Origin of the sequence: Halomonas sp. 11-S5, assembly GCF_029889825.1 — a bacterium.
GTDB lineage: Bacteria > Pseudomonadota > Gammaproteobacteria > Pseudomonadales > Halomonadaceae > Halomonas.
The window spans coordinates 36,836-60,286 of the sequence record NZ_JARANW010000006.1 but is presented as its reverse complement, the minus strand read 5'-3'; the positions used below and the strand labels follow the sequence as shown (position 1 = coordinate 60,286).

Annotated in this window: 21 protein-coding genes; 15 read left to right on the top strand and 6 right to left on the bottom strand. The window is 67.7% G+C overall.

Annotated elements, in window-relative coordinates:
- The first annotated feature begins 14 nt into the window (after nt 1-14).
- Both OP497_RS06725 and OP497_RS06720 read left to right on the top strand, forming a co-directional pair.
- Entirely contained in the window at nt 15-1,379 is a 1,365-nt protein-coding gene (locus OP497_RS06725) for a CHAD domain-containing protein (RefSeq protein ID WP_280547381.1), read from the top strand.
- A 197-nt stretch (nt 1,380-1,576) separates the two neighbouring features.
- Entirely contained in the window at nt 1,577-1,711 is a 135-nt protein-coding gene (locus tag OP497_RS06720; protein WP_280547379.1) for a hypothetical protein, read from the top strand.
- A gap of 35 nt (nt 1,712-1,746) precedes the next feature.
- On the opposite strand, the gene OP497_RS06715 is transcribed toward OP497_RS06720, so the two are convergent.
- Together OP497_RS06715 and OP497_RS06710 are read right to left on the bottom strand one after the other, a co-directional pair.
- Entirely contained in the window at nt 1,747-5,049 is a 3,303-nt protein-coding gene (locus OP497_RS06715; protein WP_280547377.1) for an AAA family ATPase, read from the bottom strand.
- A complete protein-coding gene (locus tag OP497_RS06710; protein WP_280547375.1) occupies nt 5,046-6,329 on the bottom strand; it encodes an exonuclease SbcCD subunit D C-terminal domain-containing protein in 1,284 nt (427 codons plus the stop codon). Before OP497_RS06710 ends, OP497_RS06715 begins: the two co-directional genes overlap by 4 nt.
- A gap of 75 nt (nt 6,330-6,404) precedes the next feature.
- Here OP497_RS06710 and nfi point away from each other — a divergent pair, with 75 nt between their 5' ends.
- Nucleotides 6,405-7,121, top strand: coding sequence for a deoxyribonuclease V (gene nfi / locus OP497_RS06705; RefSeq protein WP_280547373.1), 717 nt, complete (start codon nt 6,405-6,407; stop codon nt 7,119-7,121).
- A 97-nt stretch (nt 7,122-7,218) separates the two neighbouring features.
- Nucleotides 7,219-7,767, top strand: a complete 549-nt coding sequence (locus OP497_RS06700) for a DUF1415 domain-containing protein (protein ID WP_280547372.1) — start codon at nt 7,219-7,221, stop codon at nt 7,765-7,767.
- Nucleotides 7,768-7,784: 17 nt separating this feature from the next.
- On the opposite strand, the gene OP497_RS06695 is transcribed toward OP497_RS06700, so the two are convergent.
- Nucleotides 7,785-8,684, bottom strand: coding sequence for an aldo/keto reductase (locus tag OP497_RS06695; protein ID WP_280547371.1), 900 nt, complete (start codon nt 8,682-8,684; stop codon nt 7,785-7,787).
- A 275-nt stretch (nt 8,685-8,959) separates the two neighbouring features.
- Here OP497_RS06695 and OP497_RS06690 point away from each other — a divergent pair, with 275 nt between their 5' ends.
- The 4 genes from OP497_RS06690 to OP497_RS06675 all read left to right on the top strand — a co-directional run bounded on the left by OP497_RS06690 (nt 8,960) and on the right by OP497_RS06675 (nt 11,356).
- Complete coding sequence (locus OP497_RS06690; protein ID WP_280547370.1) at nt 8,960-9,262, top strand: hypothetical protein; 303 nt, start codon at nt 8,960-8,962, stop codon at nt 9,260-9,262.
- A gap of 253 nt (nt 9,263-9,515) precedes the next feature.
- On the top strand, nt 9,516-10,121 hold the full coding sequence (gene wrbA / locus OP497_RS06685; protein ID WP_280547369.1) for an NAD(P)H:quinone oxidoreductase: 606 nt from the start codon (nt 9,516-9,518) through the stop codon (nt 10,119-10,121).
- A 102-nt stretch (nt 10,122-10,223) separates the two neighbouring features.
- A complete protein-coding gene (locus tag OP497_RS06680; protein ID WP_280547368.1) occupies nt 10,224-10,928 on the top strand; it encodes a pirin family protein in 705 nt (234 codons plus the stop codon).
- Entirely contained in the window at nt 10,925-11,356 is a 432-nt protein-coding gene (locus tag OP497_RS06675) for an OsmC family protein (RefSeq protein WP_280547367.1), read from the top strand. The genes OP497_RS06680 and OP497_RS06675 overlap by 4 nt, the downstream gene beginning before the upstream one ends.
- A 120-nt stretch (nt 11,357-11,476) precedes the next feature.
- On the opposite strand, the gene OP497_RS06670 is transcribed toward OP497_RS06675, so the two are convergent.
- Entirely contained in the window at nt 11,477-12,163 is a 687-nt protein-coding gene (locus OP497_RS06670; RefSeq protein ID WP_280547366.1) for a type 1 glutamine amidotransferase, read from the bottom strand.
- Nucleotides 12,160-13,155 carry an amidoligase family protein gene (locus OP497_RS06665; protein ID WP_280547365.1) on the bottom strand — a complete coding sequence of 332 codons (996 nt, stop codon included), beginning with the start codon at nt 13,153-13,155 and terminating at the stop codon, nt 12,160-12,162. The genes OP497_RS06670 and OP497_RS06665 overlap by 4 nt, the downstream gene beginning before the upstream one ends.
- Nucleotides 13,156-13,262: 107 nt before the next feature.
- Here OP497_RS06665 and OP497_RS06660 point away from each other — a divergent pair, with 107 nt between their 5' ends.
- The gene (locus tag OP497_RS06660; RefSeq protein ID WP_280547364.1) at nt 13,263-15,620 is read left to right on the top strand and encodes a mechanosensitive ion channel family protein; all 2,358 of its coding nucleotides are present in this window, start codon (nt 13,263-13,265) and stop codon (nt 15,618-15,620) included.
- A gap of 5 nt (nt 15,621-15,625) precedes the next feature.
- The gene (locus OP497_RS06655) at nt 15,626-17,110 is read left to right on the top strand and encodes a hypothetical protein (protein ID WP_280547362.1); all 1,485 of its coding nucleotides are present in this window, start codon (nt 15,626-15,628) and stop codon (nt 17,108-17,110) included.
- 99 nt (nt 17,111-17,209) lie between these two features.
- Here the strand turns inward: OP497_RS06655 and merR are convergent, their stop codons facing one another.
- On the bottom strand, nt 17,210-17,629 hold the full coding sequence (gene merR, locus OP497_RS06650; RefSeq protein WP_280547361.1) for an Hg(II)-responsive transcriptional regulator: 420 nt from the start codon (nt 17,627-17,629) through the stop codon (nt 17,210-17,212).
- Between the two features lie 72 nt (nt 17,630-17,701).
- On the opposite strand from merR, the gene merF reads away from it, so the two are divergent.
- The 5 genes from merF to OP497_RS06625 all read left to right on the top strand — a co-directional run bounded on the left by merF (nt 17,702) and on the right by OP497_RS06625 (nt 23,381).
- Nucleotides 17,702-17,995 (top strand): mercury resistance system transport protein MerF, encoded by a 294-nt coding sequence (gene merF / locus OP497_RS06645; protein WP_280547360.1) that lies wholly within the window; start codon nt 17,702-17,704, stop codon nt 17,993-17,995.
- The gene (merA, locus tag OP497_RS06640; RefSeq protein WP_280547358.1) at nt 17,988-19,394 is read left to right on the top strand and encodes a mercury(II) reductase; all 1,407 of its coding nucleotides are present in this window, start codon (nt 17,988-17,990) and stop codon (nt 19,392-19,394) included. Before merF ends, merA begins: the two co-directional genes overlap by 8 nt.
- An 88-nt stretch (nt 19,395-19,482) precedes the next feature.
- Nucleotides 19,483-20,151 (top strand): MerR family transcriptional regulator, encoded by a 669-nt coding sequence (locus OP497_RS06635; RefSeq protein ID WP_280547357.1) that lies wholly within the window; start codon nt 19,483-19,485, stop codon nt 20,149-20,151.
- Nucleotides 20,152-20,155: 4 nt separating this feature from the next.
- Entirely contained in the window at nt 20,156-20,812 is a 657-nt protein-coding gene (locus OP497_RS06630) for a cytochrome c biogenesis protein CcdA (RefSeq protein ID WP_280547356.1), read from the top strand.
- Nucleotides 20,813-20,942: 130 nt separating this feature from the next.
- Entirely contained in the window at nt 20,943-23,381 is a 2,439-nt protein-coding gene (locus OP497_RS06625; RefSeq protein WP_280547355.1) for a cation-translocating P-type ATPase, read from the top strand.
- Nucleotides 23,382-23,451 lie beyond the last annotated feature (70 nt).

The following is a 23,451-nucleotide window of genomic DNA, read 5'->3' as shown; positions in this document are numbered from 1 at the left end:
TCTGGGAGGTCGAGATGCCGGAGCTCTACTTGATGCGTCATGCCAAGGCCAAACGGGCCCGTGGCGACATGACCGATCACCAGCGGCCGTTACGCAAGCGGGGCAGGCGGCAAGCGGCCGCCATGGCTCAGGCGCTACAGCGGTGGCAGGCGCCGGAGGGCGAGATCCATGTCAGCGATGCGGCGCGCACGCGGGAGACCCTTGACGAGATCGCCGGGCAGCTTCCCGAACTCTCCCTGGTCGAACGGGCGCGTTTCAATAAGGCCCTCTACACCTTCGATGGCCAGGCGCTGCTGGCGTGGTTGAAGGCCCTGCCAGACGAGGCCGACAGGGTGCTGGTGATCGGCCATAATCCGGCCCTGCTCGAGCTGGCCCACTGGCTCTGCGGGGAGGCCCCACAAGCGCTGCCCACCGGCAGTCTGCTGCATGTCACCCTGCCGGATACGCCCTGGCCGGCATTGGAGCAGCACTGTGCCGAGCTGGCGGCGAGCCTGACCCCGGAGGAGGCCAGCCATGCACTCTTCAAACGCAACACACCTGCACCACCTGACCTGAACAAGGCCGGCCTGGCCAGGCGCATTCGCGGCCTGCTGGAGCACCAGTATCTGATGGTCAGGGCCCTGGAGCCCGGGGTGACGGCCGGCGTCGATCCCGAGTTCTTGCACCAGTACCGCGTCAATCTTCGCCGCAGCCGGGCGATCGGTGAATCCGTGCTGGCCACCACCAAGGTGTCTGGCCTCAAGAAGAGGCTGAAACGGCTCAAGCGACGCGCCCAGGCCACCAGCGAGCTGCGCGACCTGGACGTGTTCCTGGAGAGTCTGGCCGAGACCCCGCCGCCGCTTTCACCGCGCTCCCACCAGGCCCTGCAGCGCTGGCTGCAGGCCTGCCACCGCGGGCAGCATGAGGCGCTGTGCCAGCAGTTAAGCGCCTCCGACTATGCCGAGGAGATGCAGGCCTGGCAGGGCTTCATCGCCTCCGGGGACTTTCGTAAGGCCCTGCGCAAGCTCTCGTCGAAGCGCATCGAGGCGGTACTGGCCGAGCGCATCGCCCGCCATGATGGCGACTTGGCGGCACTCTCCTGCGACTCCGCTGACGCCGCCTTCCACGAGCTGCGCAAGAGCATGAAGCGCATCCGCTATCTGGCCGAGCTGGACCCGAAACGCCACCGCGCCTTCCTGTCGGGATTGAAGCGCCGCCAGAGCCTGCTCGGCGACGTTCAGGACCTGTGTACCCGACAGGCCTGGATCGATGCCTTCAGCGCAAGTTCTCGCAACGCCCCCAGGCGGAAGCAGGAGTGCGCTGCCTGGCGCAGCGCCCTCGAGGAACAGAAGCAGGCGCTGCGAGACGAGGTGATGGCGCTGGCGCCGCTGGGGGCCTGACCTTGCAGCTTTTGGCGCCGGGTTGAACTGCGTCCCCCGGCCCCACCTTGTCGGGTGTCACCATTTTCCCACCCTGGAGTTGAGATGACTTCCACCGTACTGATCACCGGCGCCAAGCGCGGCGTTGGCCTGGCCCTGGCTCGCCACTACCAAGCCGCCTCCAGGCGGTCCTCAACGTCTTCGGCAAGTCGCTGGCGGTGGATCTCGAGCCCCGCGGCATCGCCGTGGCCCAAATCCACCCCGGCTACGTGAAGACCCGCATGGTCAACTTCGGTGGCCTGATCAGCGCTGAGCAGGCCGCCGACGGCAAGGCGTTCCGGCGTTCGCGGTAAGGCGATGATGGTGGGGGCGCGAACGGCTCGAGTCTTCAAACGCTGACCAACCTCGCCCGACTCGTTCCGTTGCCCAGCGGCTCCACCTGGATCTGCACCGGAATGCGCTCGTGCATCTCTTGCACGTGGGAGATCACGCCTACGCGGCGGCCCAGCGCCTGCAGGCCGTCCAGGGCCTCCATGGCGAGCGCCAGGGATTGCGGGTCGAGGCTGCCGAAGCCTTCGTCGATGAATAGCGACTCGATGGTGAGTTCTCCCGAGGCCATGGAGGCGAGCCCCAAGGCCAGGGCGAGGGAGACCAGGAAGGTTTCTCCGCCGGAAAGGGAGTGCACCGAGCGGCGCTCGTCGCCCATATCGAAGTCCTCCACCAGCAGGCCCAGGGGGCTGCCGCCGCGCACCAGCCGGTAGCGTCGACTGAGGCCGGCCAGGTGGGCGTTGGCGTGCTCCAGCAGCTGCTCCAGGTTGTAGGCCTGGGCGATGCGCCGGAACGCCTTGCCGTCGGCGGAGCCGATCAACTCGCTGATCTGGCCCCAGCGGCGGAACTCGGCCTGGGCGGCCTCCAGCTCGGCCTGGCCGGCCTGGCGGCGTTCGCGCTTGCGGTTGTCGTCGCTCAGCGCGAAGGCCGCGCTGTCGCGGGCTCGCTGGGCCTCCTCCAGGCGGGGCGCCAGCTCGGCCCGGGCCTCCTCCAGGGCCTCCCGGCGGCGGCGTAGTTCCTCGGCCACGGCGTCGCTGATCAGCGCCTCGTCGTGGATGCTCTCGATCAAGCTCTGGTCGCGGCGGTGGCGCAGCAGGGCGTCGCGCCGTTCGGCCAGGGTGGCGGCGGCGCGCTGGTGGGTCTGGTCGGTCGCCGCGATGCGCCGCTCCTCGTCGCGGGCGTCCTCCTCGGTCTGTGCGAGCAGTCGCGAGAGGGTGGCATCGGTGAGCGCGGGGTGCGCTGCTCGCCAGTCGGCAAGCTCGCGGGTGAGGGTTCCCAGCTCCTGGCGCAGTCGTTCGAGACGGTCGGCCTCGTGCTCGGCCCGCTGGGCGAGGCGCTGCTGCTCCTGTTGGGCGGCGTGCCAGCGTGCCTGGGTATTGTCGCGTGCCTGGCGGGCCTGATCCTGATGGGCGTCGAGCTGTTGCTGCCAGGCGTCCGGCGAGGCGTACTCGCCGAGCCGGGCGGCGAGGGCGCGGGCGAGCTCGTCGCGTTGTTTCCGTAGCGGCGGCAGCTGCTCGTCCAGTTCGGCCAGCTGCTTGTCGACACCTGCCTTCTCGGCCTCCAGGCGCGCCAACGCCACCCGGCCCTCCTGCAGGGCTTGCGCCAGCGGGGCCAACTCGGCCTCGGCTCGGGCCAGCTCGTCCAGCTGCTGACGCGCCTTTCGGCGGAGGGTCTCGCTCGCCTTGCGCTGGGCCTGCAGCCAGGCGTCGCGCTCACTCGCCTCGATGACGGCGAGTTCCTGCTGCAGGGGGTGCGTCTCCAGGGCCTGGCGGGCGGCGTCCCGTTGCCGCTCGGCCCCTTCGCGATCCTGACGGTGCCGGCGGAGCGCGGCCTCCACGGCGTGGTACTCGCCCAGCAGCTCGTCGCGCTGCCGCTGGGCCGCATCGCGCGCCTCGCGGGCCTCGCCGAGCTGGCGTGTCTCCTCCGTTTCCTGGGCTTTGATCTGGGCGGCCTCCGGCGTTGCCGGCGGGTGCTGGCGCCAGGGGTGATCGAGGCCGCCGCACACGGGGCACGGCTCGCCTTCCTGCAGGGCCTCGCGCAGCTGGACCACGCTCTCGCTGCGCACGGCGCGGCTGCGATCGATCAGCGCGCCGACGCTGTCGAGGTGCGCTTGGGTTTGGTCCAAGGCCTGGCGAGCGCTCTGGCCCTCGGTCAGGAGCTTGTTCCTTCGGGTCTCGTCGTCGCCGAGCCGGCGGACTAGCTGGGCCAGGGTCTGCTCCGCGCGGCCGAACTCCTGCCAGCGGCTGGCCAGCTCGCCCAGGGCCAGGTGGCGCTGGGCGGCCTGGTCGTGGTTCCGCTGGGCGGCCTGGCGGGCGTCATCCAGGTGAGAGTGAGTGCCCACTAACCGCGTCAGGGTCGCCTGCCAGTCGTCGCGTTGCTGCTGTCGGGCCTGCTGGTTTGCCTCGGCCTTGCGGTGCTCGCGCGCAAGCGTATCGGCCTGGGTCTGCTGTCGGGTGCGGGTCGCCTCCAGGTCGGCGAGCTGCTTCTGGTGGGTGGCGAGGCGCTGGGCCTCGTCGCGGGCCTCGCGCAGGGCGGGTTCGGCCTCTCGCCGCGCCTCGCCGGCCTCTGTCAGGGCGCGTTCGGTGGTCTCGCTGGCCTGGCGGGCCTGTTCCTGCGTGCGCTCGGCGTCGCTCAGCCCTCGCTTCGTCTCTGCGTGGCTCGCCTCCAGGGCGGCGATCTCCTCAGGCAGGGCGGCCTGGCGGGTGAGGGCGTGGCGCTGCGGGGCGATCAGCCGGCGCCACTCGCGGTCGGCGCGCAGGTCGGCGAGCGCTTGCCACGCCGCCTCGGCCGTCTGCTGCTGGGCCAGGCCCTGATGATAGGCCTCGTGCAGCCGGGCATCGTCGTCGTGCCAGCGGCTCTGCGCCTTGAGCGATTCCGCCTGGCTCTGCAGGTCAGTGAGTGCTTGCTGGGTGGCTTTGGCGGCGTGCTCCAGCTCGGCGCGGGCCTCGTGCTCGGCAGGCCGGTCGTCGGCGAGCTTGGCTTCCAGGGCCTCCACGGCCTTGCGGGCTTCGCTGGCGCGGTGGTAGGCGGCTATGGAGATCGCCGAGTATTCGGCGGTGCCGGTGAGGCGCTCGAGCAGGTCGCTGCGTTCGTTGTCGTCGGCCTGGAGGAAGGCGGCGAACTCGCTCTGGGCGAGCAGCACGGCGCGGGTGAACTGGTCGAAGGTGAGCCCCAGGCGCTCCGGCAGCAGGCGGTCGAATTCGCGCTTCTGGGTGGTGAGCAGGCGGTTGTCGTCGAGGTCGCGCAGCGACTGTTCGGCCTTCTGCAGCTTGCCCCCGACCCTCTCCCTGGCGCGTCGCACCGCCCAGCGGGCGCGGTAGCGGCGCCCGTCGCGGCCCAGGAAGTCGACCTCGGCGTAGCCGGCGGCGGTGCCGCGGCGCAGCAGGGTGCGCGGGTCGCTGGTGGTCAGGGTGGAGTCCGGGGTGTCGTCGATCTGGCTGTCGCGGGCCGGCGCCTGGCGCAGCCGTGGCGTGCCGCCATAGAGCGCCAGGCACAGGGCGTCGAGCAGGGTGCTCTTGCCGGCCCCGGTGGGGCCGGTGATGGCGAAGAGGCCGGCATCGCGCAGCGGGGCGGCGGTGAAGTCGAGCTCCAGGGGGCCGGGCAGCGAGGCCAGGTTCTCCAGGCGCAGGGCGAGGATCCTCATGGGCGCTCCTCCTTGTCAGCTGCCGCGTCGGCATCGTCGGCGTCGAGCACGTCCTGGCAGAGCCGGTCGAAGTCGGCGAGCACGTCCGCCTCCGGCGGCTGGCCCCAGCGTGCCGCCCAGGTACGCTCGAAGAGCTTGCGCGGGCCGAGGCTCTCCAGGTCGACCCGTGCCGACGCCGCCTCACCCTCGACCTTGGGCAGGCGGCGCTCGAGGCGCAGCAGGCGCAGCGCCTTGCCCTCGAGGGCCGCCTCCACCCGGGCACGCAGGTCGGGAATCGGGGCGTCGAGCTTGACGCGCACCTCCAGCCAGGGCCACTGCTCTCTTGGCAGTTCCCTGTCGTCCTCCAGGGCCTCGATCTCGGCCAGCACCTGGTCGAGCGGCCCGGGGCCGATGCGGAGCATGGCCACCGGTCGCGGCACGGGGATCGTCTCGGCCGTGGCCAGCGCCTCGCCGTCGAGGGTGACCTCCACCACCTGATGGGGGTAGGCCACCTCGCTGAAGTCCAGCGGCAGGGGGCTGCCGCTGTAGCGGATGCGCGCCTCGCCGACCTGCTGGGCGCGGTGCAGGTGGCCGAGCGCCACGTAGGCGATTTCCGGCGGGAAGAGGGCGGCGGAGATCGACTCCTCGCCGCCGATCACGATGGGCCGCTCGCTGGCCTCGGAAACGGCCGCGCCGTGCAGGTGGGCGTGGCTCATCGCCACCAGCGCCTGGCCGGGCTGGCGCCTGCCGCGGGCGGCCTCGATCAGTTGGGTGTGAACGCGGCTGATGCCAGTGACATAGTCGTTGGGTGCCTGCTCGTCGGTCGCCTCGCCTGCCAGCGACGCGCCGGTGACCTCGGCGGGGCGCAGGAAGGGCAGCGCCAGGCACCAGGCCCGGGTCTCGCCCTCCTCGTCGGTGAGCGGGACCAGCAGGTGCTCGGCATCCAGGGTGCCGTCGTCCAGCCAGCGGACCCGGCCCAGGGCGTGGGTGCGCAGCCGGCGCATCAGCGGGGCGGGCAGCTCGATGCGGTTGCCGCTGTCGTGGTTGCCGGCGATCAGCACGATATCGAGCTTGGGCAGCCGCTCGTGGGCACTGACGATGAAGTCGTAGAGCAGCGCCTGGGCGGCCAGCGAGGGGTTGACCACGTCGAAGATGTCGCCGGCCACCAGCAGGGCGTCGGCACGGCGCGCCATCAGGGTGTCGAGCAGCCAGGCGAGGAAGGCGCGGTGCTCGACGTGGCGCTCCTGGCCATGGAAGCTCTGGCCCAGGTGCCAGTCGGCGGTGTGGATCAGTCTCAGCATCGGCTCCCCGGTGGTCCGTCACGCGGCAAAAGCCGTAGTCTAACCCGAGCGACGCCGATGAATCAGGGAGCCCCGATGTCCATTTTCCCCTTGCACGACTGGAACCTCGCCCCGAGCGAGGCCATCGCGCTGCAGAAGCGCCTGGCCGGTCGCGTGGAACGTGCCGACCGCCTGGACCCGGTGCGCCATCTCGCCGGCGTGGATATCGGCTTCGAGCAGAATGGTGCGATCACCCGGGCGGCGGTGGTGGTGCTGGCCTGGCCGCCGGATGTGTCGGGTGCGTTCGATCCGGCAACCTTGGAGATAGTAGCGCAGGTCGTACATCGCGAGCCGACGCGCATGCCCTATGTGCCGGGGCTGCTGTCGTTTCGCGAGGTGCCGGCGGCGCTGGCGGCCTTCGAACGGCTGGAGGTGACACCGCAGTTGGTGATGGTAGACGGCCAGGGCATCGCCCATCCGCGGCGCATCGGCGTGGCCAGCCACCTGGGGCTGTGGCTCGACCTGCCCACCATCGGCGTGGCCAAGTCGCGGCTGTGTGGCCGCCATGGCGAGCCGGGGCCAGCGAGGGGCGACTGGACGCCGCTGGTGGACGGCCCGGATGACGAGGTGATCGGCACGGTGCTGCGTTCGCGGGTCAAGGTAAAGCCGATCTTCGTTTCGCCAGGGCATCGGGTGTCGCTGCCCACGGCGCTGGAGTGGGTCACCCGTTGCCTGGGGCGCACCAAGCTACCGGAGCCGACCCGGCTGGCGGATCGCCTGGCCTCGCGGCGTGATCAGAAGCGGGGAAAATGACAAAGATGAGCCCGGTCAGCCGCCGACAGGTCTGCGGCTTGCCAACCGCGGTCGGGCGGCGGACCATGGCGGCCCCTTCCCTGCCTGGATGCCCGCCATGAACGCCTCTCGCCCCGATCCCCTCGCGGCCACCCGTGCCTGGGTGGAGACCTTCGTGGTCGCCCGCGACGTCTGTCCCTTCGCCGGCCGCGAGGTGGCCCGCGACAGCGTCCGCTACCTGGCGGTGCCGGCCCACGACCGCGAGGCGGCACTGCTGACGCTGTTTGATGCGTGTCGCCACCTGGACGAGACGCCCGAGGTGGAGACCACCCTGCTGGTGCTCACCGAGGGACTCGAGGCCTTCGACGACTACCTGGACCTGCTGGACGTCGCCGAGGCGCTACTGGCCGAGCAGGGCTACGAGGGTACCTACCAGCTGGCGAGCTTTCACCCGGACTACGTCTTCGCGGACGCCGAGCCGGAGGACCCCGCCAACTTCACCAACCGTTCACCCTTCCCGATGTGGCACCTGCTGCGCGAGGCGGGGCTGGAACGGGCCCTGGCTCATCACGCGGACCCGGCGGGCATTCCCGAGCGCAATATCGCGGTGATGCGCGAGCTGGGCCACGAGGTGCTCTCCGAGGCGCTGGCCAGGCTGCGCGGCTAGGTTGCAGGGCCGAGAGCCTAGACGATATCCAGCCGGGTCTTGCGCCTCGGTGCCGGGAAGGTGGCGTCGAGGCGGGCCAGGCTCTCGGCATCCAGCTTGACCGTCAGCGCGGCGGCGTTCTGTTCCACGTGCGCCAGGTGGGTGGCCTTGGGAATGGCGATCACGTCGCGTCCGACATCGCCTGCCTTGTCGTTGCTGGGGCGAATTGCCCAGGCCAGCAGCAGCTGGGCCGGGGTGATGCCGTGCGCCGCGGCAATGTCCGTCACCTCCGGATGAGTGAGCAGGTCGCGGCGTAGACTGCCGGCCTGGGCCAGCGGGCAGTAGGCCATGGTGGGGATGCCCTGCGCGCGCTGCCAGGGCAACAGCGAGTGCTCGATGCCCCGCGAGCCCAGGTGGTAGAGCACCTGGTTCACCGCGCAGGCCGCGCCGCCGGGCAGGGCGGTCAGCGCCGCCATCTCGTCCACGTCGAAGTTGGAGACCCCGAAGCGGCGGATCTTGCCCGCCTCGCGCAGCCGCTCGAAGGCTTCCAGGGTCTCCGCAAGCGGCACGCTGCCCGGCCAGTGCAGCAGATAGAGGTCGAGGTGGTCGGTACCGAGACGCCTGAGGCTCGCCTCGCAGGCAGCGATGGCGCTGTCGCGCCCGGCGTTCCAGGGGTAGACCTTGGAGACCAGGAAGGCCTCATCGCGACGATCCGCGAGCGCCTCGCCCACCACCTCCTCGGCGCCGCCATCGCCATACATCTCGGCGGTGTCGATCAGGGTGAGGCCGTGGGCTAGGCCATGCTGCAGGGCGCGTACCTCGTCGCGGCGAGGGGCCAGCCCCTCGCCCAAGTACCAGGTGCCCTGGCCGATGGCCGGCAGTTCGCGGGCCGCTTCACGGTCTGTGGCGGCGAGTCGCACGCTGGGCGGTGTCGGCATGGGGATCTCCCGTCTGAATAATTTTGGAAATATTTTTCAATTATTCTGGTCGTTGAGCTTCGCCGGTGCAATCGACCTCGGCAACCGCTGCAATTCGGCTCTGGTCGGCTCGAGTGTTCAGCTCCGCGGGGCTGTCGCGACCAAGACGTCAAAATAATCGATATTGTCGAATGATAAATGCGATACAAGTCTCTTTTGTTCGAAATGGTTGATCTATTAGCATGCTTGTCACCAGTCGAGAGCCTCTCTCTGAATCGAAGCAAAGGAAACACATCATGAAACTCAAGCCGATCCTTTCAGCCCTGATGATCGCCGCGATCCCGGTGGCCGCACAGGCCGGGCAGGCATCCGTGCTCACCCTGCAGTTGAACGAACCACTGTCCACTTCCCGCCAGGCAACACGCCAGGGTAACGAAGCGCATGTCCCGATGATGGATATTTCCGGGGCTATCGGGAATGACGGAAACAGCACTGCCATGGCGAAAGCCCGCGCTACCCTGAACGCGAAAGACCATCACACACAAGCCATCGAATTGGCTGGCGGCCCGCTGACCCCGGCCCGAAAAGCGACCAAATAAGAGCGACATCCTAGCCTGGCCAGAATTGCTGCAAGGAGTTGATCGACGTATTCGTTCAGTTGGTATCAGCAATTCTCCAGGTCTCATGCCAGGCTAGTGCTACGGTGCCTTTGCTGGGCGCTCGTAGAGAAGACTGGCATCAGGATTAGCCTCACGGACTCACCGGAGACGCCCCATGGCATCGCTGACCGAGGCAATTGCCCGTTTGTTTGGAAGACCGAAAGCCCGCAGCACCACCCAGGAGGTACAACCCATGACCAAGGTACTGGTTCTCTATTACTCCATGTACGGCCATATCGAGACGATGGCGAACAATATTGCCGACGGTGCACGCCAGGTGGACGGCGTCGAGGTGACGGTGAAGCGCGTACCGGAAACCATGGACCCGGAAGCGCTGAAGGCCGCCGGTGGCAAGTCCGACCATCAGGCCCCGGAGGCCTCTCCCAAGGAGCTGGCCGACTACGATGCGATCATCTTCGGCACGCCAACGCGTTTCGGTAACATGGCCGGCCAGATGCGCACCTTCCTCGACCAGACCGGGGGTCTATGGGCCAATGGAGGCCTGGTGGGCAAGGTGGCCAGTGTCTTCACCTCCACCGGTACCGGAGGGGGCGAGGAAATGACCATTACCTCGACCTGGACCACCCTGGCGCACCACGGGATGATCATCGTGCCGATCGGCTATGCCACCCCGGAGCTGTTCGATATTTCCCAGGTCGGCGGCGGCACCCCCTATGGGGCATCCACCATCGCCGGAGGTGATGGCTCTCGCCAGCCCGATGATCGTGAGCTGACCATTGCCCGCTTCCAGGGCGAGACCGTGGCCAAGGTGGCAGCGCGACTCAAGGCCAACGATTGACGCTCAGTATCATCTCCCGATAAGCCCCTAAAACAACGAGTCGGCAAGGTCCTGGTCAAGGTGGGGCCTTGCCGATTTTTATGAACACTGACCCATCCACCTATGAGCGAGTTGTCTCGTAGTGACAGGACGTATCCCGCTCTCAGGAAAGGAGGAACATACTCGTTCGCCAACTACTTCGACCCCGACCATATGGGGTTCAGGAGGCTTCGTGTCATCAATGAAGACCGCGTCCAGGGTGGTGCGGGCTTTGGTACCCACCCGCATCGGAATATGGAGATCATCTCCTATGTCCTGTCGGGCACCATGGCCCACAAGGACAGCATGGGGAACGGGGCGGTCATGCGCCCTGGCGATGTACAGCGCATGTCGGCCGGCACAGGTGTGCTGCACAGCGAATTCAATCACTCCTCCAGCGAGGAACTCCACTTCCTGCAGATCTGGATCGAGCCGCAGCAACACGGCATCGCCCCCAGTTACCAACAGAAGGCCTTTCCTGCGCAGGAACGACAGGGACAGTGGCGCCTGGTCGTCTCCCAGGAGGGGCGTGACGGCGCTGTCAGCGTGAACCAGGACGTCAACCTCTATGCAGGGCTGTTCGATGCCGGTGAACAGGCGAAGACGCCGACCCTCCGCCATGCCTGGCTGCAGATGGCACGGGGAGAGGCGAAGGTCAACGGCCATCGGATGGGCGATTCGCCCCCGGTATGTGGGCAGCGATTCCCTTGCACCAGGAGGGGGGCATCCCCATGGTGTATGGTGAAAAGGCAACGCTTTACCCCTGATAACGAGAAGGAGTCGACATGAGCATCAAGAAATCCGGCAGCGCCGTCTGGCAGGGCGGCCTCAAGGACGGCAAGGGGACGGTGTCCACCCAGAGCGGCGTGATCCAGGACATTCCCTACAGCTTCGCCAAGCGCTTCGAGGGCGAGGCGGGCTCCAACCCCGAGGAGCTCATCGGTGCCGCCCATGCCAGCTGCTACTCCATGGCCCTGTCACTGATCCTGGGCGAGGCCGGCCTGACCGCCGAGCGCATCGCCACCGAGGCCAAGGTGGCCCTGGAGGAGGTCGAGGGCGGTTTCGCCATCACCGCCATCCACCTCGACACCGTGGCGAAGATCCCCGGTGCCGACGAGGCGGCCTTCCAGGACGCGGCCGACAAGGCCAAGGAGGGGTGCCCCGTCTCCAAGCTGTTCAACGCCGAGATCAGCCTGTCGGCGAAGCTGGAAGGCTGAAACCGGCCCCGGCCTGATCGGCCGGGCAAGTATCATCGCGCCGGGGCCACCATAGGGTGGCCCCGGCTCTTCGTGTCGAGCGATGCGCTTTCCAGGGCGCTGCTCATGCCCCCGGCCGAGCTATGGCGGTGCGATGCCGCGCTGGGCGGCCTCCACCAGGGCGCGGATCAGCCGCTGCTGGGGACGGTTGAAGACCAGCCACTCCGGGTGCCACTGCACGCCGATCAGGAAATCGTGCTCGCGAGACTCAATGCCCTGCACCAGGCCATCGCGATCCCGGGCGACGATCTCGATGCCCTTTCCCGTCCGGTGCACGGCCTGGTGGTGCAGGCTGTTGATGCGACACCAGGTGACCTCGAGGATCCGGTAGAGCTGGCTGTCGGCGACGATGTCCACGGTCTTGCGCGGCAGCACCGTGCGCCGGCGTTTGAGCCCCTCATGGGTGGTGTAGATGTCCGGGTCCAGGGTACCGCCCTGGTAGACGTTGATCAGTTGGGCGCCGCGGCAGATGCCCAGCACCGGCTTGCCTAGCGGAATGAAGCGTTCCAGCAGCTTGAGCTCGAGTTCGTCGCGCTGTGGGTCGACGCGGACGTCCAGGCGCATCTCGTCGCCGTAGAGGTGGGCCTGGATGTCGTCGCCGCCACCGATGATCAGGCCATCGAGCGTGTCCGGGAAGGGTCGCGAGGGCGACAGCCGCCGCGGTCGGCCGCCGTGGCGCCAGACGGCAAACCAGTCGAACCACCAGGCAATCCGGCTCTTGGCGTCGGAGGTGGTAATACCGATCAGTGGACGCGTCGCGCGGCTCATTGGCGAGATACCCAGCGGCGCAGGCGGGTCAGCCAGCGGCGCGGTGCCGAGGGCCGGTGGCGGGCGAGAAACTGCGCGCTGCGCTCGGCCAGGGTCTCCGGGGTGGTGGCCAGGCGCTCGACCTCCAGCCAGCGGTTCCACTCCGTCACTGCCCCCCAGCCGGGTTCCGAGAGCTGGGCATTGGGCAGGCGGTAGTGGAAGGTAGGTCGTGCCTTGACCAGCTTGTTGCTCAGCAGCGCATGGCTATGGTCGGGGCGCAGATAGGCGAACAACGGAAAGAGATCCAGCTCGCGATTGCGGGTCGGGTTGTCGGCCAGGTAGTCGTCGATCAAGGTGTCGAGGTCCGGATCATAGTCCGGGTCGAGCACCCTGAGCGCATAGGCCCGGGGAAAGGGGTTGGCATGGGGCAGCACCTCGCGGGTGATATCCACGTGGATCTGCTCGCGTAGCCAGGCGGCACTCAGCAGGTAGGCGCGCAGGTAGGCCAGCAGGCTCTCGGCCTCGAGGCTTGGTACCTCGGGATTGAGGTGCAGGCCGAAGCCGTAGAGCAGGCTGGCCTCGGTGCCCTTGGCCCCGTGGGTGCGCAGCGCCTCGAAGAGGGCGTCGAGCTCCTCCAGCTCGTCCCAGGGCACCGGCGGGCAGACGATCTCGGTGGGCACCAGGCCGGTGACCACGTCGCCGATCAGCTCGCGGGTCCGGGCGTGGAAGTCCAGGCGCATGCGCTCCCATTCGCTGTCGCCGGCGGCCTCGGCATCCACCACGGTCTGGTCCGGGTGGGCGTACTGGGTGTCCAGCTCGATGCCGAATTCGCCCCAGCGGCTCCCGGCGACCTTGAGGCGGTGGGGGCTGAGCACCTCGACCTCGCCGCCGAACAGCTCGCGCACCAGCTCGGCCGTCTGTCGCAGGGGCAGGCCGGCGAACTCGATCTCGACGCCGACGCGACGCGTCTCGCCGTCGGCATTGCGGGCTTCGGGTGGCGGTTGCGGCGTCATGTCGGCATCCTGTAGGCATGTTGTCGGCAGCCTATCACACTGCTTCGGGAATCTTGGATGCGGCACGCGCCGCCCTCCGTACGCCAGAGAAACGAGAGACCAGGGAGATGAAATGCCAGGGAGTCGAAAGAGGGGGAGTCGCGAGAGTGCCTGACGCGTACCGCCTGTTCGTTGTCGTTCGCGGCCTGCTGTTGTGGCTGCTACTGACGCTGCTGCTGTCGACGGCGGCCTCGGCCCAGCCGCTGCCCCTGTCCGGCCTGACGCCGGGGAGCGGCGATGAGCCGGCCGCCCACGATCCCCAGGCCTTCCAGGCCTCGCTGGACGAGGTGATCGCCACCCTCGAGGATGCCGACCAGCGCCAGGCCTTGCTGGAGAACCTGCGCCAGCTGCAGCAGGCCCACGACCCGGCCGCCGAAGAGACCGGCATCACCCGTCCCCAGGGGCTGCTCGGTGCCCTGGCGGAGACCATCAGCGACCTCGGCGCACAGGCCGAGGCCGGCCGGTCGCCGGTGGACGAGTGGCAGCGCCAGCTGCAGCAGGGCGGGTCCGACCTGGTGGCCCTGGTGGTGCAGACCGGCAATGCCGAGCTGCTGCGCTTTGTTATCGAGCTGGCCGTGCTGCTGGTGATCTGGGCCGGGCTGCTGGTGATCCTGATCGCCCTGGGGCGGCTGCTGGCCAGGCGTCGGGGCTGGCCCCTGGACCTGCCCCGCGAGCCCCGGGCCTGGCTGCTGGTGGTGCATTTCTTGCGCCGCATGCTGCCCTGGGCGCTGGCCTTTGCGCTGGTGCTGGGCATTGCCCAGCTGGTGCCAGAGAGTTCGGGACGTACCGCGACCCTGGTGATCGCCTATGTGGCGCTGTGCGGGCGCACCCTGTCGGTGGTGGTGGAGACGGTGATCTCGGTGTTCACCAGCGGCCATCGCTTCATCGCCGTGCAGATCCTGCAGCAGCAGAGCCTGAGGCCGCTGTTCATCATCGGCGCCCTGATCGCGCTGGGTGATGCCTTCAACTCCACCCGCCTCTCGGGGATCATCGGCAGCGACCTGGCGAGCCTGATGTCGGTGCTATCCAATGTGGTGGCGGCGATGATCAGCGGGCGCTTCATTCTGCGCTTCAAGCGCCCGATCAAGCACCTGATCCGCAACCGCCCCTATTCCGTGCGGCGCGACAGGGGCAGCGCCTCAGAGGTGATGCGGCTGATGGGCGGCCTGTGGCACGTGCCGGCCCTGCTGCTGGTGGGGGGCTCGCTGCTGGCGATCTTCATCACCGTGGGCGACGTGGGCACGGCGCTGGCCCGCTCGATCATCTCGGCGTCGCTGCTGGTGCTGACCCTGGTGGTCACCGGCCTGATCCGCCGGCACGGCGAGGGTCGCTCGAAGCGCCGCCGGCTGAGCGACTACCGCAGGCGCCTGGAACGCTTCGGCTATGCCCTGGCCCACGTGCTCGCCTGGATCGCCTTCGCCGAGCTCTCGCTGCAGGTGTGGGGAGGCTCGCTGATCGGCATCGGCCAGCAGGGGGTGGCCAGCGTACGCATCGGCCAGGCCCTGCTGGCCATCGGCTTCACCGTGTTGCTGGCCTGGCTGATCTGGATCTTCGCCGACACCGCCATCCAGCGCGCCCTGACCAGCCCGGCGCGAGCCCGCGGGCGGCGGGTCAACCTGGCTCGGGCGCAGACCATCACGCCGATGATTCGCAACATCATCTTCGCCACCATCGTGATCATCGCCTCTATCGTCGGCCTGGCCAACCTCGGGGTGAACGTCACCCCGCTGCTGGCCGGTGCCGGGGTGATCGGCCTGGCCGTCGGTTTCGGCGCCCAGACCCTGGTGCAGGACCTGATCACCGGCATCTTCATCCTCATCGAGGATTCGCTGGCGGTGGATGACTTCGTCAAGATCAACGGTCACATGGGCACCGTCGAGGGGCTGACCCTGCGCACCGTGCGCCTGCGTGACCTGGACGGCATCGTCCATATCATCACCTTCAGCCGCATCGATTCCATCCACAACATGTCGCGCCAGTTCGGCGTCGCCCTGATGCGGGTCCGCATCCCCTTCGACATGAAGATCGACGATGCCACCACCCTGATGCAAGAGACCGCCCAGGCACTGCGCCAGGATCCCATGATGCGCCACTACATCTGGTCGCCGCTGGAGATGCAGGGCATCGACAGTTTCGAGGACGGTTGCGCCATCCTGCGCATGCGTTTCCGGACCGCCCCGGAGATGCAGTGGGATGTGGCGCGGGCCTTCAACCTGCTGCTCAAGCAGCGCATGGAGACGCAGTCCGTCGACCTCGGCGTGCCGCGGCTCAGCGTGAGCATGGAAGGGCGTGGCGGGGGCCGCCTGGACGGGACAGGTGAAGGCGCCGAGGCCCGCGACGCCAGCGGCCGGCGGCCCGGCGAGGCGGGTGTCGCCGACCCTGCCGGCGACACCAGTGCCCGGGGCGGCGCCCCGGACCCCGGCTAGTCCGGATGGCGACCCACCAGATCACGGTCGAGCGCCTGGATGGCCTGCACCTCAAGGTCTCCCGCCTGCTCCGCGAGGAGACCTCCCACCGGCTGGATGTCTTCCTCTTCGTGCCCGCCGAGCTGGGCCTCACCCCCCATGTGCTCTCGGAGGAGGCGTTCTACCATGGCGCCATCCACGTCAAGCGCACCTACTACAGCGACCGCCACCGGCTGCCGCTGGTGATGAGCCGCCTGGCGGGCAAGCGGCTCGACGCCGACCAGTACCGTCTGGGGCTGAGCCTCTATGCCTACCAGTACGTGGTGGCCCTGGAGCGCTCCACCCAAGCGCTGCTGGAGCTGTCGCGTCGTGCACGAAGGGCAGAGAAGCGCGGTGACGACAAGCCCGCGAAGGACCCGGCGCCCACCCGGAACAGCACGGCGCAGGACGATGACGAGGCCGACCGGCTGCGTATCCAGCTCGAGGAGGCTGCCGACCTGGCCCGGGGCATTCTCAGGCGGCTGCGCCGCCAGGAACCCAACGACGAGAGCCTGCACCGCTACTACGCCAACATCGACAACTACCTCTCCTGGTTCACCGAGCAGAACTTGCTGGCGCTGGTCGCCCACCTGCCGCGGGGCAGCGGCTACCGGGCGATCCGCGAGCGCTTGCTGGCGATCTGCCGTGACGAGGTCGAGCATCGCCGGGCCCGGGAGTACAACTCCGAGCGGGTCACCCGCGACCCTACCCGGATGTCCAACAAGATGCGCCTGCTGAGGCGGCTGATCGAGTATCCGGTGACCCTCAAGCAGCGCAGCCAGGAGCTCGGCGGCGGCGAGCAGAAGGCGGTGAAGGCCTTCGCCACGGCGGTCGTGATGGTGTTAGTCTCCCTGGGCCTGCTGCAGGCCCGGGCGGCCCTGGGCGATCTCACCGCGCTGTTCGTGCTGACCCTGGCGGTGATCTATGCGCTGCGCGAAGTGTTCAAGGACGACCTGCGCATCACCCTGTGGCGCTGGCTGCGCCGGGGCCGTCCCAAGTGGCGGCGCCAGTACCTGGACCCGACCAGCAATGCCGTCCTGGGTCGCCAGCTCGAGTGGTTCGACTACCAGCGCTATGCCTGGCTCGACGAGCAGATCCGTCGGGTGCGCAAGCGCAACCTGGCCCAGCGCGAGGAGGTGGTGCTGCATTACCGCTCCAGCTCGCGCATGTCGCCCACCCGCTTCCTCAGCGGCTATGACCGCACCCGCGAGACCCTGACCCTGGACCTCTCGTCGCTGGCGCGGCTGATGGACAAGGGCAGCCACCATGTCTATCGGCTGGAGGAGAAGGGGCAGGTGGTCCGCGAGCCGGTGGAGAAGCGCCACCTGATCAACCTGGTGATCCGCGAGGTGGAGAGCGACGGCGCGCCGCTGCTGCAGCGCTGGAAGATCGTCATGAGCCGCTCGCGGATCGTCGACGTGGAGCTGGTTCATGAGGAGGGGCCGGGGCACGAGGCCACGTCGGGGGGCTGAGCCGCCGCACATTGAGGCCGGATCCATTCCTCCGTCAGCCCGCTTCATGAATCAATCGGGGGATTGTACAGAAAATCCCAGATCACTTTATCGACGGTGTCAGGCCTTCCCTATCCCTACATGCAATGACGCAATCAGCGGGCAGGTGACTTTGCCCTGTTGGGCGTGGCATCGGGCCACCATGTCACTCAAGACCTTCTCGATCTGCTGCAGCCTGTCGAGCTTTTCACGCACGTCCCGCAACTTATGCTCGGCGAGTTCGCTGGCTTCCTGGCAGTGGGTGCCATCTTCCAGCCGGAGCAGGTTACCGACCTCGTCGAGGCTGAAGCCCAGCTGCTGTGCCGTCTTCACGAACGTCAGCCTGTCGATATCGGCGGCGCCATAGCGTCGAATGCCCCCCGGAGGTCGTTCGGGCTCCGTCAACAAGCCGCGCCGCTGGTAATAGCGAATGGTTTCCACATGAACGCCCGCTGCCTTCGCCAGGCCACCAATGGTCAACATGTCCAATTTGTTCGGCATGCGCCTTGACTCCGTAGTTGACTACGGAAGTAACCTTATCCCAACCAACATGGCATATGGAAGGGAGACGGCATGACGATATCGAAATCGGGACGTGGTCCCGTGGCTGCCGGTAGGGACAAGGTGCTGCTGCGTGTGGGCGTGGCCGGCACCGTGCTGGTAGCGCTGTGCTGCTTTACGCCGATCCTGGTGATTCTGCTCGTCTCCGTCGGCTTGGCGGGACTGACCGGCTATCTGGACGTCGTGCTGCTGCCCGCCTTGGCAGGCTTCATCGGCCTGACCGCCTATGCGCTGTGGCGCAAGAAACAAACCGACGCCTGCTCTCGCAGTACGTCCAGAGGTTCAAGGAGCTCCCCGAATGAGTGATGACAAGACCCTGCATATCGCCGTGATCGGCAGCGGCGGAGCGGCAATGGCCGCTGCCCTCAAGGCCGTCGAGCGCGGCGCTCGGGTCACCTTGATCGAACGTGGCACCCTCGGTGGCACCTGCGTGAACGTCGGCTGCGTACCCTCGAAGATCCTGATCCGCGCGGCCCATATCGCCCACTGGCGCACGGAAAGCCCCTTCGACACGGGATTGAGCGCCCAGGCACCGGTGGTGGACCGGGCGAAGCTGCTCGCGCAGCAGCAGGGGCGTGTCGAGGAACTGCGTGACGCCAAGTATGCGGGGATTCTGCGCGACCACCCGGCGATCACGGTGCTCAGCGGTGAGGCGCGTTTCCTCGATGCCCACCGCCTGGCGGTCACGCTGAACGACGGCGGTGAGCGCATCATCGACTTCGATCGTGCCTTCATCGGCACCGGTGCTCGCCCGGCTGAGCCGCCGGTGCCAGGGCTTGCCAACACGCCCTACCTGACCTCCACCAGCGCCCTGGCACTCGACACCATCCCTGAACGACTGATCGTGCTCGGCGCCGGCCTCGTCGCCCTGGAGCTGGCCCAGGCCTTCGCTCGGCTGGGCAGTCGGGTCACCGTGCTGGCCCGCAGCCGCCTGCTCTCCGCCGAGGACCCTGCCATCGGCGAGGCCGTCGAGACAGCGTTCAGGCGCGAGGGTATCGAGGTTCTCAAGCAAACCCAGTCCGGCCGTATTGACCACGTCGACGGCGAGTTCGTACTGGAGACTAACGCTGGCACCCTGAGGGCGGACCAGTTGCTGGTTGCCACCGGCCGCACCCCCAACACCGAGTCTCTGAACCTGGAGAGCATCGGCGTGACAACCGCACAGGGGGCAATTCGGGTGGATGATCGCCTGCGCACGACGGTGCCGGACATCTATGCCGCCGGTGACTGCACCGAGTTGCCCGAGTTCGTCTATGTCGCCGCCGCCGGGGGGAGCCGGGCCGCCGTCAACATGACCGGGGGCAAGGCCACCCTGGACCTCAGCGCCATGCCGGCGGTGATCTTCACCGATCCCCAGGTCGCCACCGTCGGCCTGACGGAAGCCGAGGCGCTCGAGCAAGGCTTTAGCGTCGATACCCGCGTGCTCGACCTGGAGAACGTGCCGAGAGCGCTGGTGAACTTCGACACCCTGGGATTCATCAAGATGGTCGCTCAACGCGACACCGGGCGCTTGCTGGGCGTGCAGGCGGTGGCAGGAGAAGCCGGCGAGCTGATCCAGGCGGCGGCGCTGGCATTGCGGGCGCGCATGACAGTCGAGGAGATCGGCGACGAGCTGTTTCCCTACCTGACCATGGTGGAAGGCCTCAAGCTCTGTGCGCAGACCTTCACCAAGGATGTGACGCAGTTGTCCTGTTGTGCTGGATAAGCGACAGCGTAGCCGACATGACTGCGCCCTTGACCCCGTACCATGGTACGGCCGGTAAGTTGTTCTCGGACACTGCGTGAGGGCTGCCATGAGTGACATGACCATCGGCAAAGTGGCCGAAGCAGTGGGCGTCGGGGTCGAGACGATTCGCTTCTATGAGCGACGTAGGCTCATCGAACAGCCAGCTCGTCCGTGGGGTGGAGGATATCGCGTCTATTCGGATGAGACGGTGCAGCGAGTGCAGTTCATTCGCCGCGCCCAGGAGCTCGGGTTCTCCCTACGCGAGATCGCCGAGCTGCTCTCGCTGCGTACCGACCACGACACCGATGCCAGAGAGGTTTGGCAGCGCGCCACCGCCAAACTCCAGGATGTGGATCGTAAGATCGAGCGGCTCCAGCATATCCGCCGAGGGCTGATGTCACTGCTCGACCGTTGCCCAGGAGAAGGACCATTGCGGTGCTGCTCCATCATCGACGCCCTGGAGCATGACACGGGGCCAAACGACGAGACAGCCAAGCGAAAGGAGCCTGACATGCAAACCGTAAGACTCACGATCAAGGGCATGCACTGCAACGGCTGTGCAGAGATTGTCCGCAATGTTCTCGAACAGCAGCCGGGCGTCAAGGGGTGCTCGGTCTCTCATGAGAACGGCGAGGCCAAGGTGGCTGTCGATACCAGTCAGATTTCCGCTGAGCGGCTCGCCGAGACGGTACAGGATGCCGGGTATTCGGCAAGCCTGGTGACAGAGGCAGACTAGCGTCTTGGAGTTTTCAACGGCCTTGCCGCTGGCCGCCGGACTCGGGTTGCTGGGCTTCGTCGAGCCCTGTTCGGTCGGTAGCCACCTGCTGTTTATCCGCCATCTCGAACGGCTGCCTCGCCGGATGCGGGCCGTCCAGACGCTGCTGTTCACCTTGACCCGGGCCGTGCTGATGGCCGGGCTCGGGGTGCTCGCGGCACTGATCGGCAGCGTTTTCACGGGGCTTCAGCACGCTATCTGGGCCGTGCTGGGGAGCCTCTATGTGGGCGTGGGTCTGCTGTACCTCGGTGGCGGCGCGCCCTGGCTCCTGGCCCGCGTGAACCGCCTCCTGCCACGCCTCTCCGGGACACCGGGCAGCCTGGGACTGGGCGTGCTGTTTGGCTTGAATGTGCCGGCCTGTGCCGCCCCTCTGCTGGCGGTGCTGCTCGGTGATACGGCCGCGCGGGCCGCGGCCGGTGGGGGCATCATCTTCGGCGCCGTCACGCTTCTGGTGTTCGGTCTGACACTCTCCAGCCCCCTGGTGCTGGCTGTCTATACCGCTCGTGGCCGGCATTGGCTCGAGGCCCTAGCGCGCTTCGCCGGCCGCATGCCGCGCTGGACGGGTGCCGTACTGGTGGGGCTGGGAGCCTGGACCCTGTGGTTGGCATTCTCCTCGACGTGAAGGCATGACCGGCTCCCCTCTTCTAGACCTTCATACCATCCTGCCTTGATCCTCGCCGACGCTTGACCCCGTAGCAATGTACGGCCCCTATCCTCGACGCATGAGCCCATTTACATCAAGGGGACAGGCCATGAATACAACAGCGACAGCCGCACCGGAGGAAGGCCTCCACCCATGGAGCCTGGAATCCACCGGGGAGCCGGAGATCCAGCGGGTGAGGGCGCATATCGGCGGACTGCACTGCTCGCTGTGCACCGGTACCATCGAGCGCGCCCTGGGACAGAAACCGGGCGTACGCCGCGTGGCGGTCAGCCTCACCCACGAACAGGCCCTGGTGGAATACGACTCGCGCGAGAATAGCGCCGAGACGCTGATGGGCACCCTGCAAGCCATCGGCTACACCCTCAGCGACCCTCGCAAGCTAGAACCCTATGCTCACCAGGAGCGCGAGCTGGCTCGCGAGCGTAACCGCTTCCTGGTGGCGCTGGCCACCAGCCTGGCGGCGGTGGGCCTGATCGTCGATCCCACCTCGCCCTGGACCCTGGGGCTCTCTACCCTGGTTTACGTCAGCCTGGTGATATTCGGCTATGCCGTCCTGCGTGGCCAAGGGACCCGAGCCGCCTTGGGTGGTAGCGCCCTGTTGGCTTTGGGCGGGTTGGTCCTGTTCGGGCTGCGCACCGGGAGCCTGCTGGCGGGCCAGGAGGCGCTTCTGGTCGCGGGCCTGGCACTCGCGATGGTATTCGGCATCGCCCGACAGATGCTGGTCATGGCCTATCAGGCCCTGCGCCGTGGCATTCTCAATCAGCATGTGCTGGTGGAGATCGGCGCCTTTGCGGGTCTGATCGGTGGCAGCATCGGTCTAACACTACGGCCCGACGGCTATCCCACCGCCGCCTTCTTCGCCGTCTCGGTCATGGTGCTGACCTACCACCTGTTCTCCGAGTGGCTCTCGCTGATCGTCAAGACCCGCAGCTCCCAGTCGGTCCGCCGCCTGTTGGACCTGCAGCCGGAGAGAGCCCACGTTCTCGACGAGGACGGCGAACGTGACCTGCCGGTGGCGCAGGTGGAAACCGGTATGCGGGTGCGTATTCGCCCCGGCGAGCGTATCCCGGTGGACGGCGAGGTCACCGAGGGCGACTCGGCCGTGGATCAGTCCCTGGTCACCGGTGAACCCCTGCCGATTGAGAAAGGAGTAGGCGATTCGGTGGTCGGCGGCGCCATCAATGGCAGCGGCACGCTGGTGGTGCGGGTGACGGCCACCGGCGAGTCGAGCTTTCTGCACCAGGTGGTCCGCAGTCTGGAGGATGCCCGGGCGCTCAAACCGGGCCTGTTGCATCTGGTGGACCGGGTGCTGCGGGTCTATACCCCTACGGTGCTGGTCGTCTCCGCGCTGGCCTTCGTGTTCTGGATGAGTGCGCCACTGCTGTGGGGAGCCGAGCCCGATCTGGAACGGGCCGTGTTTGCCGCTCTGACCGTGTTGGTGATGGGCTATCCCTGCGCGGTGGGCATCTCCGCCCCGCTCTCTATCGTGCGGGGCGCCGGCGAGGCGGCCGATCAGGGGGTGCTGATGCGCACCGGTGAGTCCTTTCAGGCCCTGCGGCGCGTCACCACCGTGGTGTTCGACAAGACTGGCACTCTCACCGAAGGCCGTCCCGCGGTACGCGAGGTCATCAGTGTCGATGGCGATGAAGGCACGCTGCTGTCGCTGGCTGCCGCGGTCGAGTCCGCCTCGGAGCATCCCCTGGGCCGTGCCGTGGTCGAAGCGGCTCTGTCACGGGACCTGGCAATCCCCGATGTCGCCGAGTTCCAGGCACACTCCGGCCGAGGCGTCACCGCCCGGGTGGACGACGAACCGGTGTCGGTCGGCAGTCCAGCCTTTCTCGCCGAACAGGGCATCGATCTGGCACCGGTGAGAAATGGCATCGAAAGCGCCGAGCATCAGGGCCAGACGGTCATCGTCATCGCCCGTGGCGAACAGCTACTCGGCGCTATCGCCCTGGGCGACGGCCTGCGGGCCGATGCCGCGGAGACCGTGCACCGGCTCCAATCCCTGGGCATCGATACTGCGTTGCTGACCGGCGACAACGAACGCACCGCCCGGCATATCGCCGGCCTGGTGGGCATCGACACCGTCCATGCCGGCGTACTGCCCGAGCAAAAGGCCGACGTGCTGCGGGAGATGCAGCACGGAGGGCGGGTGGCCATGGTCGGTGACGGCATCAACGACGCCCCGGCGCTGATGCAGGCGGACGTGGGCATCGCCATGGGCAGCGGTACCGACATCGCCATCGACGCCGCCGATATCATCATCCTCAACGCACGGGTGAGCAGCGTGGTGACCGCCTGGCGGATCAGCCACTGGGGATACCGCAAGATGCTGCAGAACGTCTCGCTGGCGTTCCTGTTCAACGGCGTCGGTATCCCGCTGGCCTCCACCGGCCTGATCTACCCGGTGTGGGCCATGGTGGCCATGGCCGCTAGCGTGACCGCCATCTTCATCAATTCCCTGTGGCAGCGGCCAGCACTGCTGTTCGATGCCGTGGCCAGCGTGCGCTCGGATACGCCATGAAGGCATGGTCCTAGATTTCGCCCGGAAGCCCTCCAAGCGGGCGGGATGCCCTGCACGTCAGACTGCCGAC